Here is a 15,613-nt window from a genome sequence, read left to right on the forward strand (position 1 = left end):
GAATGCGGTAGGTTACCGCAGGTTGCGAAATGGTGTGGGCCCGAATTTATGGGCGCACACCATTTTTTATTGCTTATCGACGTCTCCTGCCGGCAGCCACAACCACCCTTCTTGCTGGGCTTCTTTGTGAAGATGCTCGGGTGGACCATACGCGTGCCCTGTGTGCACGTGGGCTGCGACTAGCGCCGCGATGACGGCATCGAGGGCGTCATCATTTTCTCGTAGGAGCTGTGCACAACCGCCCCACTGGAGGTGGAGCTTCTTTTCCAAGGCGGCCATAATTGTGGACCGCTGCTCGCGTGCTTTCTCCGAGGTTCCTTTATATCCGCGGTGCGGAATTGACCACTGCTGTAGTGCACCAGCTGGGTAGACCTCACAGATCTTCTCTGAACCGTCACGCGCACACGGGATGGCGCGCTCGCGCAGCTGCGCTTCGAGCGCAACCCACCGTAGCGCCGGATGTGCGATGAGGTCCGCGGACACGCTCAGCGGACGCAGCCCGAAGTTCTCTTGGGCCCACAGGTCCGTGGCCCGGTAGACAAACTGGCGGCGCCACTGCTTATCACTGCTCGGTGGGGTGTGCGCACTCCCCGACGTATGCGCGGTAATAAGTTCCACGAAAGGGCCCGGCCAGCCGACAGGAACATCGACCCCCACTTTTGTTGCTGTGCCAGCTGCTTCGACAACGGCCGCGTCGTGGACCCCCACACTGACCGATTCCACGCGGAATTTCCCCGAAGCCGTGACCGAGACTCCAGCCAAACCAGTCTTCGTAGACTCAGCCGCTAGGTCGAGGCCGGTGTACATCCCAGAGACGAAAGGAAGCATGCGCCCCAGTCTAGGGTGTGGTGCAGGCCCACGCGCGCCTGCACCATTATCGAGTGCCTATTAGCTACACGTTAAACCTGAACTCGACGACGTCCCCGTCCTGCATGACGTAGTCCTTGCCCTCCTGGCGCAATTTGCCCTGGGCCCGCGCTTCGGCGATGGAGCCGCATTCGTCGAGGTCTTCGAAGGAGACGACCTCGGCGCGGATGAAGCCACGCTCGAAGTCAGAGTGGATCACGCCGGCTGCCTGCGGTGCGGTGTCACCTTGGTGGATGGTCCACGCACGGGACTCCTTAGGACCTGCCGTGAGGTAGGTTTGCAGGCCGAGCGTCGCAAAGCCAGCCTTAGCGAGTGTCTGCAAGCCGGGCTCGGTCTGGCCGACGGAAGCGAGCAGCTCGGCTGCCTCCTCGTCGTCGAGTTCCAGCAGCTCTGCCTCGGTTGCGGCGTCGAGGAAGACGGCGTCGGCGGGAGCGACAAGGTCGCGCAACTCCTGCTTGCGGGCTTCGTCGGTGAGCACCTCTTCGTCGGCGTTGAACACGTAGAGGAATGGCTTGGCGGTCATGAGGTGGAGGTCGCGGACCAGGGAGAGGTCAATCTCCCCGTTCTTGCTTGCCGCGAAGAGGGTGCGGTCATCCTCAAGGATTTCCTGGGCCTTCTTTGCAGCCTCAACCTGCGGAGCCAGTTCCTTATCCTTCTTCGCTTCCTTCTCCAGGCGAGGCAGCGCCTTTTCGATGGTCTGGAGATCGGCGAGGATCAGCTCCGTCTGGATAACGGAAAGGTCGGCACGCGGGTCAACCTTGCCGGCCACGTGCACCACGTTCTCATCAGAGAACGCGCGCACGACCTGGCAGATGGCGTCCGCGTCGCGGATGTTTGCCAAGAAGGCGTTACCCATGCCCTCACCGTGGGAAGCACCTTCGACGATGCCCGCAATGTCTACGAAAGAAACCGTGGCGGGAAGAATCTTCTCCGAACCAAAAATTTCCGCCAGGCGCTGCAGGCGGGGATCCGGGAGCTCAACAACACCCACGTTCGGTTCGATGGTGGCGAACGGGTAATTCGCTGCCAACACATCGTTGCGGGTAAGAGCGTTGAACAGGGTTGATTTGCCCACGTTAGGTAGGCCGACGATTCCTAGTGTAAGACTCACGCCTGCCCATCCTACCCGGTAGTCCTTGCCACGCCACACGGGGGTTTGAGTTCCCCCGACACTGATTCATGGGGCATGATTGAATCCGTGAACGCCAAGGAGAACACTTCTTTACCTACCCCGGAACGCGACGACACCTCTGCACCCGCAACCCTGACCCCGGATGATTCCCATGATCCCCTCGAGGTCACCGTGGCAAATGATCAGGTAGATCGTTCAGTCGTAGTTAACAAGGCACTCAAAAATGGTGCCTCCTGGTGCATCCGCGCGCTGGTGCTTTTCGCTACTGCGATTGTCATCGGATGGATTATCAAAAAACTGTGGGCAGGCATCTTGCCGGTCATCTTGGCTGTCATTTTGTGTACCGTCCTGGGTCCACCGACGTATTGGATGCGTAAGCATAAGGTCCCCGGCGCGCTCGCTGCTTTGATATCAATGCTGGCCCTGATTGCCGCTATTGGTGCGGTCATATATTTCATCGTGCCGCAAATTGCTAGCCAGTCCCAGGTCCTGTACTTGCAGGCTTACGAGGCCATTCTTCAGGTCCGACTCTGGCTGCAGGGCCCGACAATCAACATTGATTCAGAACAATTGGACAACCTGATCAATGAGGCCGCCGCGTGGCTCCAAGACCAAGCCGCGACAATCGCATCGGGCGTGCTCACCGGCATCTCCACGGTCACCTCCCTGACGATTACCCTGTTCGTGGTCATCGTTTTAACATTCTTCTTCCTCAAAGATGGCCACAAATTCCTGGGCTGGCTGCGCGGAGTTTTGGGGCGTAAGCAGGGCTGGCATTCCACCGAGTTGTTGACCCGTTCATGGCACACGCTGTCAGGATTTATTAAGGCGCAGGCTCTTGTTTCGCTTGTCGACGCCGTCTTCATCGGCATTGGCCTGCACTTTATCGGTGTTCCGATGGCGTCTGCCCTCGCTGTCATTACGTTTATGGCCGGCTTTATCCCAATCGTGGGTGCCGTGACCGCCGGTGCTTTGGCGGTGATTATTGCGCTGATCTCGCTTGGTTTCACCAAGGCTCTGATCACCTTGGCATTGATCCTTCTGGTGCAGCAGCTGGAAGGTAACGTGCTCTCCCCGATTCTGCAGTCGCGGGCGATGGATTTGCACCCGGTAATCGTGCTGGTGTCTGTGACGGTGGGCGGAGGTCTCTTCGGCATCGTCGGCGCTTTCTTGGCGGTGCCTGTTGCGGCGATGGTTGCGGTAGCTATGCGGTACGCCCAAGACATGCTGCGGTTGCGCTCTGGTGAGCTGACGACTTCGGACATCACGTTCTCCACCCGCGCTGGTTTGGCCATCGGTACTGTGGTGCAGCACGACGCGGCCGCTGAACGTGAAGCTCGTGGCCTGAACGCCGCCCCGGCCCCCATCGAAGACCCGGAGGCGATGCCTGACGGCAATGAAGACGAATTTTCGGTATCCGCAAGCTTACACAATGCGGGTTCCGCGGCCACCTCTAAAGCCCGGAACTTAGCGGAGAAGTTTAAACGCTAAACCGCGCGGTAGACGGTGGCGGTGTTCGAATGATGTTCGAACACCGCCACTTTTTCTCTGTCCATGTCTGGGTGGTATGCCACAGTGGAGTTATGGATATTGTGCTTGGTCTTCTCGTGGGGCTGCTCGGCGGCGTGATTATTGGGTGGCTTGCTCATGCCCGCTCGTCTTCCCAGGCCGCGGAAAAGCCGCCAGCGATTGGCCCGAAAGAGCTCAATGCCACAATGACCCCGCTGCATGAAGCCATGGGTGAACTCGCCGGTGCGTTGCGGGGTTTGGAAAAGGAACGCACGCAAGATATGGCCGCGTTGAAAGCTACGGTTCATTCCATGGCGCGTACTTCGACGCGCTTGTCGGACAGAACTGAAGCTCTTGTCTCTTCCCTGCGCAGCCCTAATATTCGCGGCCGCTGGGGCGAAGTGCAGCTCCAAAGAGTAGTGGAGCTTGGAGGCATGGAAGAACACTGCGACTTTGACACTCAAGTCTCGCGCACCGTCAATGGGCATGCCGTGCGTCCAGACATGATTATTCGCCTTGCAGGTGGGCGCAGCATCGTCGTCGACGCAAAAGCCCCCTTCGGCGCGTACTTGGACGCGTTAGAAAACCAAGATCCAGAAGAACACGCCGCACTCTTGCGCAGGCACGCGCACCACATGCGCCGGCACGTCAACACTCTGGCAGCAAAAGATTACGTAGAAGCGTTTCACCCCACGCCGGAATTCGTCGTCATGTTCGTTCCCGCAGACCCCTTCCTGGACACCGCGCTCCAGTCTGATTCCGAACTTTTGGATTATGCCCTGGAAAAATCGGTAGTAATTGCAACCCCTTCAACACTCTTTGCACTGCTACGAACTGTTGCGTTGGGCTGGCGCCAAGAAAGCTTTTCCGACAATGCGCGCGAAATCCACCGACTCGGCGCGCAACTATATACCCGTTTGGGAACACTCGCCGACCACCTCAACAAAATTGGCGCCCATCTGGATAAAGCCGTGGGCGCCTATAACTCTGCGCTAGCAAACATTGATAGCCGCGTGATGGTCACTGCCCGCAAATTATCCGAACTTGGCGTCACCGCGCGCCCCTCCCCACGCGATACGCAACTCGATGCCATCGATAGCAGGCCGCGACGCGCTTCCCAGGACGATACTGACTAACCATGCCGGACAGGTAACATGTCAGGCGTGTCTCATACCAATACCCAACAACGCACCGCATCTCTTACCGGACATGCGGGATTGCCGGCGTGGTCTGGTATTGCAATACTCGCCGCAGCACTCGTTACCGGAGCGCTGCTGAGCTATAACTCATTGCAACTAAGCACCCTGTACTTGGTGTGTTTTGCGGTCGCAGCTGTTGTCGTCGCCGTATCCACACAAGCTCGTGGAATTTTCCTCCTCGCTGCCAGTGTGCCCACCGTGTTCGCCGTCGTCACAGTTGGCGCATCGTGGCTCTTCGGACGCGCACAAGCTCCGAACTTGGCGCCCTTTTCCACGACGTCGATACTCGCCTCCATCTACCCGTTTATTCAGTTCTTCCCCACTCTGTTTTGGGTAAGCCTGGGTGTCGCGGTTATCGGCGGGCTGCGCGTCTGGCTTTTGCAGCGGAACCTCTCCCGCCACAACGCGGTCCAGGCTCGCGCACGCATGGAAGCGTCTCAAGCGGACAGGGAGAATCAGCAGGCTGCAGCCCGCGCCCGCAGCGTCGCTCGGGCAGCCCAGGCTGCGCAGACTGTCGACGAACGCACACTGACCCCAGAAGAACGCCGCCGTCGAGCAGCAGAACGCCGCCGCGCTCGCGCCCAACAACAGGTCACCGCCACGCCCACCACCGATGCCCGCGGTGAGACGCGCGAATTCCCGCACCTGGGCACCGACAACACCGCTCACTCTGACGGCGACGCTACTACTTCAGGACAGCGCACCGGGGAAGAATCGGCACCAGACAAGCCCCGCCAGCGCAGGTCTCGCGCCTACGACGAAGCAAACCGCGCGCCTGGGCAAATCACCGTCGAAGAACTCCTCGCACGCAATAAGAAGAAAGCCGAGCGTAGGCGCCGGCGTTCCCGTCGACTGCACAGCGACCTCTACGGCGAAGACTAAAAACACCAAAGGTGCCTTATCCCAATTCGGGGTAAGGCACCTTTCGCGTGGCCGTCGAAAAGCGGCAGGGCCGCCGCTTAGGCCTGAGCTTCGGCTGCTTTCTTCGTGCGTGGCGGGCGCAGGTCGCGTGGCAGCGCGAACGTAATCTTTTCGGTGGCGGTCGTAACTTCCTCGACGGAATCGTAGCCGCGGGCCTTGAGGTCATCGAGAACTCCGCGGACCAGGATCTCCGGGACGGAAGCACCTGAGGTCACGCCTACGGTAGTCACACCGTCGAACCAGGAATCCTCGATCTGGTGCGCGTAGTCAACGAGGTAGGAGGCGTCTGCGCCGGCGTCGAGGGCCACTTCCACGAGGCGCTTAGAGTTCGACGAGTTTTGTGAACCCACCACGATCATCAGTTCGCACTTCTCGGCGATGGCCTTGACAGCCACCTGGCGGTTCTGTGTGGCGTAGCAGATGTCGTCTGAAGGTGGATCTTCCAGCTGTGGGAAACGCTTGTGCAGGAGATTGCGGATTTCCATGGTCTCATCCACGGAAAGAGTTGTCTGCGACAGCCAGATCAGTTTCTCTTCATCGTCAAGGAAATCCGGCAGGGCAGCAACGCCTTCTATGCCATCGACAAGGTGCGTGACCTCAGGGGCTTCGCCAGCGGTGCCTTCAACTTCTTCGTGGCCTTCGTGACCAATAAGCAGAATCTGGTAGCCGTCGCGGGCAAAACGCTTGACCTCATTGTGCACCTTCGTAACCAGCGGGCAGGAGGCGTCGAGAGTCAGTAGGTTGCGCTGCGCTGCCCCTTCGCGGACAGCCGGCGACACACCATGCGCGGAGAATACCAAGTGGGAACCTTCGGGTACCTCGTCAGTTTCGTCAACGAAGATGACTCCCTGTTCACTGAGCGTATCCACCACATATCGGTTGTGCACGATTTCTTTGCGCACATAAATAGGCGCGCCGTACTTTTCCAGGGCGCGCTCAACAGTTTCTACTGCACGATCCACACCAGCGCAGTAACCGCGTGGTGCGGCTAACAAAACCTTCTTCTGCTCAGCCATGCGGTCCACACTATCTAATAATGCCCACCGATGCCCACACGGCCCCCGGGCGACCTGCTTGCGCACAAACGCTAACGCTCTTGTCTCAGCTCTTAGTCTGCCGAGCACGCATTTTAGGCAAGCCGGGTGCCAAGTGCGCGAAGAACTTCTATGGTGGAACGCACGCACTATGAAGAGAAAGGGGGTCGGGCCAAGCAATGTCGAAGAAGGTGACCTCGGCTGAAACTCCCGTTCCAGTCAGAGAAGTCAACGCCATGGTCAAGGGCTGGATTGAGCGGCTGGGCTTCGTCTGGGTAGAAGGCCAATTGACCCAAATCAACGCCAAGCCAAACTGGAAACTTTCCTACTTGACGCTGCGCGACCCTGAAGCTGAAGCCTCCGTCCAACTGACCTGTGCCACGAACTTGCTGCGTTCCCTACCAAGCCCGCTTCGCGACGGCGACCGCGTGGTCGTCCACGGCAAACCCGCTTTCTACGCAGGTCGTGGCTCTTTTTCCCTCTGGGTCACTGAAATCCGTCACGTCGGCGTGGGCGAACTGCTCGCCAAGATTGAGCAGTTACGGTCCAAGCTCGCAGCGGAGGGGCTTTTCGACGCCTCCCGCAAACGCCGTTTGCCGTACCTTCCCCAGAAAATCGGGCTGATTACCGGGCGCGGGTCCGCTGCCGAACGTGACGTCCTCGCCGTGGCCCAGGACCGCTGGCCTGCTGTCCAATTCCGTGTCATCAACACTGCGGTCCAGGGCGTCAACGCGGTTCCCGAAGTCATCGCGGCCCTCCAAGAACTGGATAAGGATCCTGACGTTGATGTCATCATCATCGCTCGCGGCGGGGGTTCGGTCGAAGACCTCCTCCCCTTCTCTGAGGAGGCGCTACAACGCGCAGTCGCGGATGCAGCCACCCCTGTGGTCTCCGCGATCGGCCATGAACCAGATAACCCCGTCCTCGACAACGTTGCTGACCTCCGCGCCGCCACGCCGACAGATGCGGCCAAGCGAGTAGTCCCCGACGTAGCCCAAGAACGCGCGCTTATCGCAGAAGCGCGTACCCGGGCAGCCCAGGCTTTGCGGGGTTGGGTACGCCGCGAAGCACAAGGCCTGCAGCAACTGCGTAGCCGGCCCGTTCTCGCGGACCCGTTACTGCCTATCCGGCAACGTCGAGAAGCATTAGAGCACGAAGTCCACCAGATCCGCCGGACAATCTCACATCAACTGGAACGCGAGACCACCACGGTGACCAGCCTGCGGGCGCGCGTCGCCACCTTGGGGCCGGCCGCAACTTTGGCGCGTGGCTATGCGGTAGTTCAAGTGATTCCGCGCGACGGCAGCGACCCACAAGTGGTCACCTCCATCGAACAATCCCCGCCTGGATCCCAACTACGAATCCGAGTCACCGACGGCTCCATCACCGCAGCAGGCATGGGCACCCAGCCCGCACAATAAAACGTATCGAAGAACACGTAAAAAGGAATTTTCATGACGCAACCACAGTCCCGCTCCGTAGGCACCGGCGAAGCAGGTCAAAACGCTTTCCCACCAGCTGAAAACTTAAGCTACGAGCAAGCGCGCGACGAACTCATCGAAGTAGTCAAGATTTTGGAAATGGGCCAGATGGGCTTGGACGAATCTCTGCGTTACTGGGAACGCGGCGAAGCCCTGGCGAAACGCTGCGAACAGCATCTCGACCGCGCATCTCAGCGAGTGGAAACAGCACTCGCCCAGGCCTCAGGTCAAGCTGCTGGCGAAGCTTCCCACAGTGAGTAAAGCCTAGCCACGAGGGAGCGGTTCCGCGCGAAGAGCCGCCTGGAATAACTCCACGAATTCCTCACGCTCTGCAGCTCCGGAGACCGCGAGGCGGACGTCGCCAGTATCGACGACCCAGACGTCGCGGACTTGCGGGTCTTCAGAAGTATAGACCTGCGCCACGTGGCCGTCGATGTCAACCGAATCAGTGCGTTCACGGAATGCGGAATCGATGCCAGTCGCAGTGTCTTCCGCAGACACGCCCGTCTGAGTGAGCTGCAAGAAACCACCATTGTCGGTGACGTAACCAACGACCGGGGCCGGGCGACTATCGACGGTGCTACGCCGCGCCGAGTTAGCCACCCAGCCTTCGGGAACATCCGGGTTGACCACGGGGAAATCCGCGGACCGGGCTTCCATAGACAAGAATGTCGCGGCATCGACCTCACGCACGGGGCCATTTTCAGGGCGCCCCGGCTCAAACGAACACATTCCCGTAAATGCAACGCTGCCCACCATGAGCAAGACGATGACTCCCAACGAAAGGATCATGTCGCGGGAGTTTTGGAAAAGTCTCGGTTTTTCAGCCACGAGGCAACAGTATTCCATGTCTGCCACACCGGCGCCACCACCCTAGTTTGGGGGTTAGAACGGGGGCAGAGTGCCCGCTTTGCGTTACGAAAGTGCAACAATAGGAGCCGACCGCACTAATTAAAGAACGTCGTCTGCCGTTGTGGCAGTAGGAGGACATGATGACCACCCCTCAGAACACCCCCGACCCATACGGTGAGTACCCAGACCGCAACCTGGCAATGGAGTTGGTCCGTGTGACCGAAGCTGCAGCGCTGGCCTCCGGCCGCTGGGTTGGCCGGGGTATGAAAGAAGAGGGTGACGGCGCAGCAGTTGATGCGATGCGCAAGCTCATTAACTCCGTCTCCATGCGCGGCACCGTCATTATCGGCGAAGGCGAGAAGGACCACGCTCCGATGCTCTTCAACGGCGAAGAGGTAGGAAACGGCCAAGGCCCTGAGGTGGACATCGCAGTGGACCCAGTAGACGGGACCACCCTGATGGCAGAAGGCCGGCCTAACGCTATTTCCGTTATCGCCGCCGCCGAGCGTGGTTCCATGTTCGATCCCCGCGACGCGTTCTACATGAAGAAGATTGCAGTCGGCCCGGAAGCCGCCGGAAAGATTGATATCAACGCTCCTGTCGCACACAACATTGCGGCCGTGGCAAAGGCGAAGAACATCCACCCGTCTGAGGTCACCGTCGTGGTTTTGGACCGCCCTCGCCACCTTGACCTCATCGCCGAGATTCGCCGCGCAGGTGCAAAGGTTCGCTTCATCTCTGACGGCGACGTCGCAGGTGCTGTCGCAGCCGCCCAGCAGTCCAATTCCGTCGACCTGCTCATGGGCATTGGCGGCACCCCAGAGGCCATCATTACCGCATGCGCAATGAAGTGCATGCGCGGTGAAATCCAGGGCCAGCTGGCACCACAGTCTGAAGAAGAGCGCCGCCGCGTCGAGGCAGCCGGCCACGATCTGACCCGTGTCTTCGGAACCAATGACCTGGTTTCCTCCGATAACTGCTTCTTCGCTGCAACCGGCGTGACCAACGGCGATATGCTCCGTGGCGTGTCCTACCGTTCCAACGGCGCAACCACCCGTTCCCTGGTCATGCGTTCTAAGTCCGGCACCGTCCGTTACGTCGAATCTCTGCACCAGTTGAACAAGCTGCAGGAGTACTCCGTCGTGGATTACTCGCGCTAAACCTTTCCGGGTTCTGCCGGCTCCCCTACTCTCATTGTGGGTGAGCCGGCATTTTTTGTGGAGTGAGAAATCTAACACCACCGGCGTGAAAAAGTAGGCATAATAGGAAGCATAAAACTGTTCGCTCCACGGCGGTGTGTAAAAAATCCACATTGGAAACACGTCCCGTGGAGCATGTCATGAAAGGGTTAGTATCTTGGCTGATCAGGAATACCGCATTGAGCACGACACCATGGGCGAAGTAAAGGTTCCTAAGGAAGCTCTGTGGCGCGCACAAACCCAGCGCGCGGTAGAGAACTTCCCGATCTCCGGCCGTGGCTTGGAAGCTGCCCAGATCCGAGCCCTCGGTCTGCTGAAGGCCGCTTGCGCTCAGGTCAACAAGGATTCTGGCGTCCTGGATGCGGAGAAGGCAGATGCCATCATCGCTGCAGGCAAGGAAATCGCAGCCGGCAAGCACGATAAGGAATTCCCTATCGACGTCTTCCAGACCGGTTCCGGTACCTCGTCCAACATGAACACCAACGAGGTTATCGCTTCCCTCGCCAGCAAGAACGGCGTTGAGGTACACCCCAATGACCACGTAAACATGGGTCAGTCCTCGAATGACACCTTCCCGACCGCAACCCACGTGGCAGCTACTGAGGCAGCCGTTAATGATCTGATTCCTGGCCTGAAGGTGCTGCACGAGTCCTTGGCTAAGAAGGCTGACGAGTGGGAAAACATCGTCAAGTCTGGCCGCACCCACCTCATGGACGCTGTGCCTGTCACCTTGGGCCAGGAGTTCCGTGGCTACGCTCGCCAGATTGAACTAGGCATCGAGCGCGTTGAGTCCACTCTGCCACGCCTCGGTGAGCTGGCTATCGGCGGCACCGCAACCGGCACCGGTCTCAACACCGCAGCAGACTTCGGCGCTAAGGTCACCGAAGAGCTCAAGAAGCTGACCGGCGTGGAAGAACTATCTGAGGCCAAGAACCACTTCGAGGCGCAGGCTGCACGTGACGCCCTCGTCGAGTTCTCCGGCGCAATGCGTACCATCGCGGTGTCCTTCTACAAGATTGCTAACGATATCCGCCTCATGGGCTCTGGCCCACTGACCGGTTTCGCTGAAATCCACTTGCCGGACCTGCAGCCAGGTTCCTCCATCATGCCGGGCAAGGTCAACCCAGTGCTCTGTGAGACCGCAACCCAGGTCGCTGCTCAGGTCATCGGCAACGACGCCGCTATCGCTTTCGGCGGCTCCCAGGGCCAGTTCGAACTCAACGTGTTCATCCCGATGATGGCGCGCAACGTTCTGGAGTCTGCTCGCCTGCTGGCTAACACGGCACGTCAGTTCGCAACCAAGCTTGTCGACGGCATCGAGCCTAACGTCGAGCGCATGAAGACCCTGGCGGAGTCCTCCCCATCGATTGTCACCCCACTGAACTCGGCAATCGGATACGAGAACGCAGCCAAGGTTGCAAAGCACGCTCTCAAGGAGAAGATCACCATCCGCGAAGCAGTTATCGCTCTGGGCTTCGTTGACGGCGAAAACCTTACCGAGGAAGAGCTGGACAAGCGTCTGGACGTGCTTGCGATGTGCAACACTGACCGCGACTAATACTTAAGCCGCAGTACACACCCCGACAGGGTCCGTCCCTGTCGGGGTTCTTTCGTGCGGTACTGTGCCCCAGGCCACTACATTGCCATAGCGATACACGCAGTACATTCTTGCACCGGGTGCACAAAAAAGCGTACGTTGGATTGCTATGACAATGCACGAATCCTCCCCGACGCCTGGACAGCCACCAGCTGAACCACGCTCCTTACGGGAGACAAAGCGCGAAGAAACCCTTCGCGCCCTTTATCTCAGCGCCACCACCCTGGTGCTCGAACGCGGTTACGACGACGTCACCGTAGAAGACATCTGCAAGGAAGCACATATCTCCCGACGCACATTCTTCAACTACGTCGACTCCAAAGAAACCGCCGTTTTTGGCCCAATTCCCACGCCTCCAGTCGCGGAAGCGCTCGACGAATTCGTCGGCACCGAGCACGCCAACCTTGTGAAGGCCACGCTCGACCTGCTCCTCGACAATTCCACGATCGCCGGAAAAAGCGCCTCCGACATCGAGTTGTTACGCAACCGGCACGCCGTCTGCCGGCAGAATCCCACAATCACCGCCCGGCGGCTTTCGTACGGTGCTGGGCTTTTCGACGTCGTCACCTCCACAGTCGCGCGATATTTAGAAGCTCACCCGAGCGCCCGCCGCATCCCCGGCATTGATGTGCGTGAGGAAGCTGAAACTGTGGTGGGTAGTGCAGCAGCCGCGAAGCATCTGGGTTGGCTGTGGTGGGTGAACACGCACCGTCGTGAAGCAACTGCAAACTTTGAATCCGCAGTGGATTCCCTGCACAGTTACGCGCACCGCGCTTTAGACAATTTCGCACTCATTCACGGAGAGGACCGCCGATGACCACACCGGATACAATGCGACGCGAACACTGCGTTGAAGACAATAAGCGGCACCTGCCGTGGATTATCGCTGCCCTGATGCTGAGCATGCTTATGAGCTCACTGGGGCAAATGATTTTTTCGACCGCCCTGCCGACCATCGTCGGCGAACTCGGCGGCGTGGATCACATGACCTGGGTGATCTCTGGTTTCCTTGTGGGGCAGACTGTGTCCTTGCCGATCTTCGGCAAGCTTGGCGACCAGATCGGTCGCAAGGGCCTCTTTATTTTTGCCAATGTTCTCTTCGTCGTGGGCTCCATCATCGGTGGCGCCGCGCAGTCGATGGGCGTGCTGATTATTGCCCGCGTTGTGCAGGGTGTCGCCGGTGGCGGCATGCAGATCCTTTCGCAAGCCATCACCGCCGAGGTGACCACCCCACGTGAGCGCGGTAAGTACATGGGCATCATGGGCTCTGTCTTTGGTGTCGCGTCCGTCTTGGGCCCGGTACTGGGCGGCTGGTTCACCGATGGGCCAGGTTGGCGCTGGGGTCTCTGGCTCAATGTTCCGATCGGTATTGCGGCGATTATCGCCATCTGGATTCTCCTGCGCCTGCCAAAGAAGCAGGCTTCCTTCCAGATGGACATCTGGGGCACGATCACCATGATTATCGCCACGACCGCCCTCATCCTGACCGTGACCTGGGGCGGCAATGATTACGAATGGACCAGCCCAACCATCCTCACACTCATTGCTGTGACCATTGTTTTCGGCACTGCATTCGTATTCATCGAACTGCGCGCCGCTGACCCTCTGGTCCCGATGCGCGTGTTCAAGAACCGCAACTTCGTGCTCACGACCGTCGCCGGTTTTGGCATCGGTATCTTCATGTTCGGTTCCCTGGCATACGTCCCGACGTACCTGCAGATGGTGCACGCTCTTTCCCCAACCAACGCGGGCTTGATGATGATCACCATGATGGTCGGCGTCATGGGCACCTCCATCGCCGTGGGTAACTTGGTGTCCCGGTACGGCAAGTACAAGTGGTACCCAATCGTGGGTCTGACAATTGTTACCGGCGCACTTCTGCTCCTGTCTACCCTGACGCGTGAGACCCCACTGTGGCAGTTCGGTCTGTACATGTTCATCTTCGGTTTCGGCATCGGCTGCGCCATGCAGATCCTCGTGCTCATCGTCCAGAACAGCTTCTCAGTCCGGGAAGTGGGTACGGTCACGGCCGCGAACAACTTCTTCCGCCAGATTGGTGGTTCGATGGGTGCGGCACTCGTCGGTGGCCTTTTCGTTGACCGTCTGCGCAGCCTCATGCAGGAACGGCTCCCGCAGGCCATGCAGAGCTTGGGCGACCAAGCAGGCGAAGTCATGGAGCGTTTTGGTGGCGCAGGCAGCAACGTCGCGTCCTTCGTGTCTAACCTGACGCCGCAAACTGTGAATTCGCTTCCCGACGTCCTTCGGTTCGCCATCCAAGACAGCTACAACGATGCCCTGACCCCGATCTTCCTGTTGCTTGCCCCCTTGGCCGCACTATGCACAATCCTGCTGCTGTGGATTACGGAAGATAAGTTGAAGGAGACGAACTCGTAGTCTCGAACGAGTAAAGAGGTAGGCATTCGCAACGAATGCCTACCTCTTTTTCGTTTCGTTCACCAGAAGAGAAAAAACGCGCGCACCTTCGTGGTGCGCGCAACTTTTTATCGACCTAGTTCTCCGGCAGTTCCTCGACGGGCATCGCCGGCTTGGGAAGTAGCTTCTCCCACACGTCGGTATCACGCCACTGGCCAGCCATCTCGCCGTACGGCATCTTGGCCAAGTGGTGGTAGGTGCCTACCTTCTCAAACCCGCGCGACTGGTGCAGGCGCGCTGAACCTTCATTCTCCGGGAAAATCCAGGAGTGAATAGCCCACTTGCCCAACTCGGAGCACCGAGCAATCATGCGGTCCAACAGGGCGCCTGCGACTCCGCGACCTTGAGCGGCGGAGGAAATGTAAATGGAATCCTCTACCACGCCGTGGAAGACCTGGCGGGAGGAGGCTGGTGCCGCTGCGACCCATCCGATGATGGTTTCATCTGCATCGTCTTCAGCCGCTACAAAAACGGTTTCCATAATCTTGGCGGAGGAGAACTTCTCCCACGTTGGGGCACTTCGCTCGTACGAAGCGTGACCGGAGTCAAGCCCCTCTTCGTAGATCTTTTGCACCTGGGGGAAATCTTCGCGCCTAAATTCACGGATGTGGAAAGCCTTTTCTGACATAAGCACAATTGTCCCAGTCCGAACCCAATTCTGCCAACACCCTATGCGTGAAATATCAACAAAGCACTGGTCATACGATTAAAAAAATACTGGCGGGAGATTACTCTCACCGCCAGCACAGGCCACGTATGGTTCCCTAGTGGGAATGAGCCTTATTCAGTCACGGAACCCCAGACACCGTCCTGGTTAACCCACGAGATGGTGCCGCCTGCAAATACCTGGGACCAGCCCTCAGCGCCGGTAGCGTCGTGCTCATTCTCGGTTGGGACGCCGAACTGAGAATCAACTCCGCCGGCTTCACGCCAGGTCTGAGCAATCATGCCCTGAACCAGGTATGCGCCGTGCTCTGGGGAGAATACAATGTAACGGCCGTTCTCATATTCAGCGGTGTAGACGGCTTCGTCGTTGGTCTCGACGTTCTGGAGTTCACCCAGGCCGTCGTGAAGTGCTGCTTCTTCCTGCAGCGCAGCAGGAATCTTAACGGTCTCGCCACCTGCGGTGGTTGCCTCGACCAGGTCTTCGTCAGCGACTGCGGTGACAACCTCGGACTCGGTCTCTACAACAGTGGTCTGCTCAGTGGACGTTGCAGAAGCGGATGCGGACGTGGTCGACGCAGTGTTAGCGCTGTTATCCGCATTGTCAGCGCATGCGGTCAGGCCGGTAGCTAGCGCGACGGCTGCAACGGGAGCAACAAGCTTAGATAGTTTCATAATGAACCTTTCTGTTCGTGAAGTGCGTAACCCCATGTTTACCTGCACTTT

15 protein-coding genes are annotated in these 15,613 nt (G+C 58.9%); 9 read left to right on the forward strand and 6 right to left on the reverse strand.

Going from position 1 to position 15,613, the window contains the following annotated elements; genetic code table 11:
- Positions 1-66 precede the first annotated feature (66 nt).
- Both ATK06_RS10490 and ychF read right to left on the reverse strand, forming a co-directional pair.
- Positions 67-828 carry a DUF429 domain-containing protein gene (locus ATK06_RS10490; RefSeq protein WP_048380444.1) on the reverse strand — a complete coding sequence of 254 codons (762 nt, stop codon included), beginning with the start codon at positions 826-828 and terminating at the stop codon, positions 67-69.
- A 64-nt stretch (positions 829-892) separates the two neighbouring features.
- Positions 893-1,978 (reverse strand): redox-regulated ATPase YchF, encoded by a 1,086-nt coding sequence (ychF, locus tag ATK06_RS10495; RefSeq protein WP_048380442.1) that lies wholly within the window; start codon positions 1,976-1,978, stop codon positions 893-895.
- Between the two features lie 75 nt (positions 1,979-2,053).
- Between ychF and ATK06_RS10500 the strand changes: the two genes are divergently transcribed.
- The 3 genes from ATK06_RS10500 to ATK06_RS10510 all read left to right on the forward strand — a co-directional run bounded on the left by ATK06_RS10500 (position 2,054) and on the right by ATK06_RS10510 (position 5,589).
- On the forward strand, positions 2,054-3,490 hold the full coding sequence (locus ATK06_RS10500) for an AI-2E family transporter (RefSeq protein ID WP_098389315.1): 1,437 nt from the start codon (positions 2,054-2,056) through the stop codon (positions 3,488-3,490).
- Positions 3,491-3,582: 92 nt separating this feature from the next.
- On the forward strand, positions 3,583-4,644 hold the full coding sequence (locus ATK06_RS10505; RefSeq protein ID WP_098389316.1) for a DNA recombination protein RmuC: 1,062 nt from the start codon (positions 3,583-3,585) through the stop codon (positions 4,642-4,644).
- 27 nt (positions 4,645-4,671) lie between these two features.
- A complete protein-coding gene (locus ATK06_RS10510; RefSeq protein ID WP_143341419.1) occupies positions 4,672-5,589 on the forward strand; it encodes a DUF6542 domain-containing protein in 918 nt (305 codons plus the stop codon).
- A gap of 77 nt (positions 5,590-5,666) precedes the next feature.
- Here the strand turns inward: ATK06_RS10510 and ATK06_RS10515 are convergent, their stop codons facing one another.
- The gene (locus tag ATK06_RS10515; protein ID WP_048380438.1) at positions 5,667-6,644 is read right to left on the reverse strand and encodes a 4-hydroxy-3-methylbut-2-enyl diphosphate reductase; all 978 of its coding nucleotides are present in this window, start codon (positions 6,642-6,644) and stop codon (positions 5,667-5,669) included.
- Between the two features lie 197 nt (positions 6,645-6,841).
- On the opposite strand from ATK06_RS10515, the gene xseA reads away from it, so the two are divergent.
- Positions 6,842-8,083 carry an exodeoxyribonuclease VII large subunit gene (xseA, locus tag ATK06_RS10520; RefSeq protein ID WP_098389317.1) on the forward strand — a complete coding sequence of 414 codons (1,242 nt, stop codon included), beginning with the start codon at positions 6,842-6,844 and terminating at the stop codon, positions 8,081-8,083.
- A 33-nt stretch (positions 8,084-8,116) separates the two neighbouring features.
- Positions 8,117-8,404: an exodeoxyribonuclease VII small subunit gene (locus tag ATK06_RS10525; protein ID WP_098389318.1), complete on the forward strand. Its 288-nt coding sequence runs from the start codon at positions 8,117-8,119 to the stop codon at positions 8,402-8,404.
- 3 nt (positions 8,405-8,407) lie between these two features.
- On the opposite strand, the gene ATK06_RS10530 is transcribed toward ATK06_RS10525, so the two are convergent.
- On the reverse strand, positions 8,408-8,992 hold the full coding sequence (locus ATK06_RS10530; RefSeq protein WP_048380664.1) for a DUF4245 domain-containing protein: 585 nt from the start codon (positions 8,990-8,992) through the stop codon (positions 8,408-8,410).
- A 143-nt stretch (positions 8,993-9,135) separates the two neighbouring features.
- Between ATK06_RS10530 and glpX the strand changes: the two genes are divergently transcribed.
- The 4 genes from glpX (at position 9,136) to ATK06_RS10550 (ending at position 14,185) form a co-directional block, all read left to right on the forward strand.
- A complete protein-coding gene (gene glpX / locus ATK06_RS10535) occupies positions 9,136-10,155 on the forward strand; it encodes a class II fructose-bisphosphatase (RefSeq protein WP_048380434.1) in 1,020 nt (339 codons plus the stop codon).
- A gap of 196 nt (positions 10,156-10,351) precedes the next feature.
- Positions 10,352-11,752 (forward strand): class II fumarate hydratase, encoded by a 1,401-nt coding sequence (locus ATK06_RS10540; protein ID WP_098389319.1) that lies wholly within the window; start codon positions 10,352-10,354, stop codon positions 11,750-11,752.
- Between the two features lie 148 nt (positions 11,753-11,900).
- Positions 11,901-12,608 carry a TetR/AcrR family transcriptional regulator gene (locus tag ATK06_RS10545; protein WP_083986033.1) on the forward strand — a complete coding sequence of 236 codons (708 nt, stop codon included), beginning with the start codon at positions 11,901-11,903 and terminating at the stop codon, positions 12,606-12,608.
- Entirely contained in the window at positions 12,605-14,185 is a 1,581-nt protein-coding gene (locus ATK06_RS10550; protein WP_408608284.1) for an MDR family MFS transporter, read from the forward strand. The genes ATK06_RS10545 and ATK06_RS10550 overlap by 4 nt, the downstream gene beginning before the upstream one ends.
- A gap of 115 nt (positions 14,186-14,300) precedes the next feature.
- Here the strand turns inward: ATK06_RS10550 and ATK06_RS10555 are convergent, their stop codons facing one another.
- The gene (locus tag ATK06_RS10555) at positions 14,301-14,852 is read right to left on the reverse strand and encodes a GNAT family N-acetyltransferase (RefSeq protein ID WP_098389320.1); all 552 of its coding nucleotides are present in this window, start codon (positions 14,850-14,852) and stop codon (positions 14,301-14,303) included.
- A gap of 152 nt (positions 14,853-15,004) precedes the next feature.
- Positions 15,005-15,562 carry an LGFP repeat-containing protein gene (locus ATK06_RS10560; protein ID WP_048380430.1) on the reverse strand — a complete coding sequence of 186 codons (558 nt, stop codon included), beginning with the start codon at positions 15,560-15,562 and terminating at the stop codon, positions 15,005-15,007.
- Positions 15,563-15,613 lie beyond the last annotated feature (51 nt).

This window comes from Corynebacterium renale (assembly GCF_002563965.1).
GTDB lineage: Bacteria > Actinomycetota > Actinomycetes > Mycobacteriales > Mycobacteriaceae > Corynebacterium > Corynebacterium renale.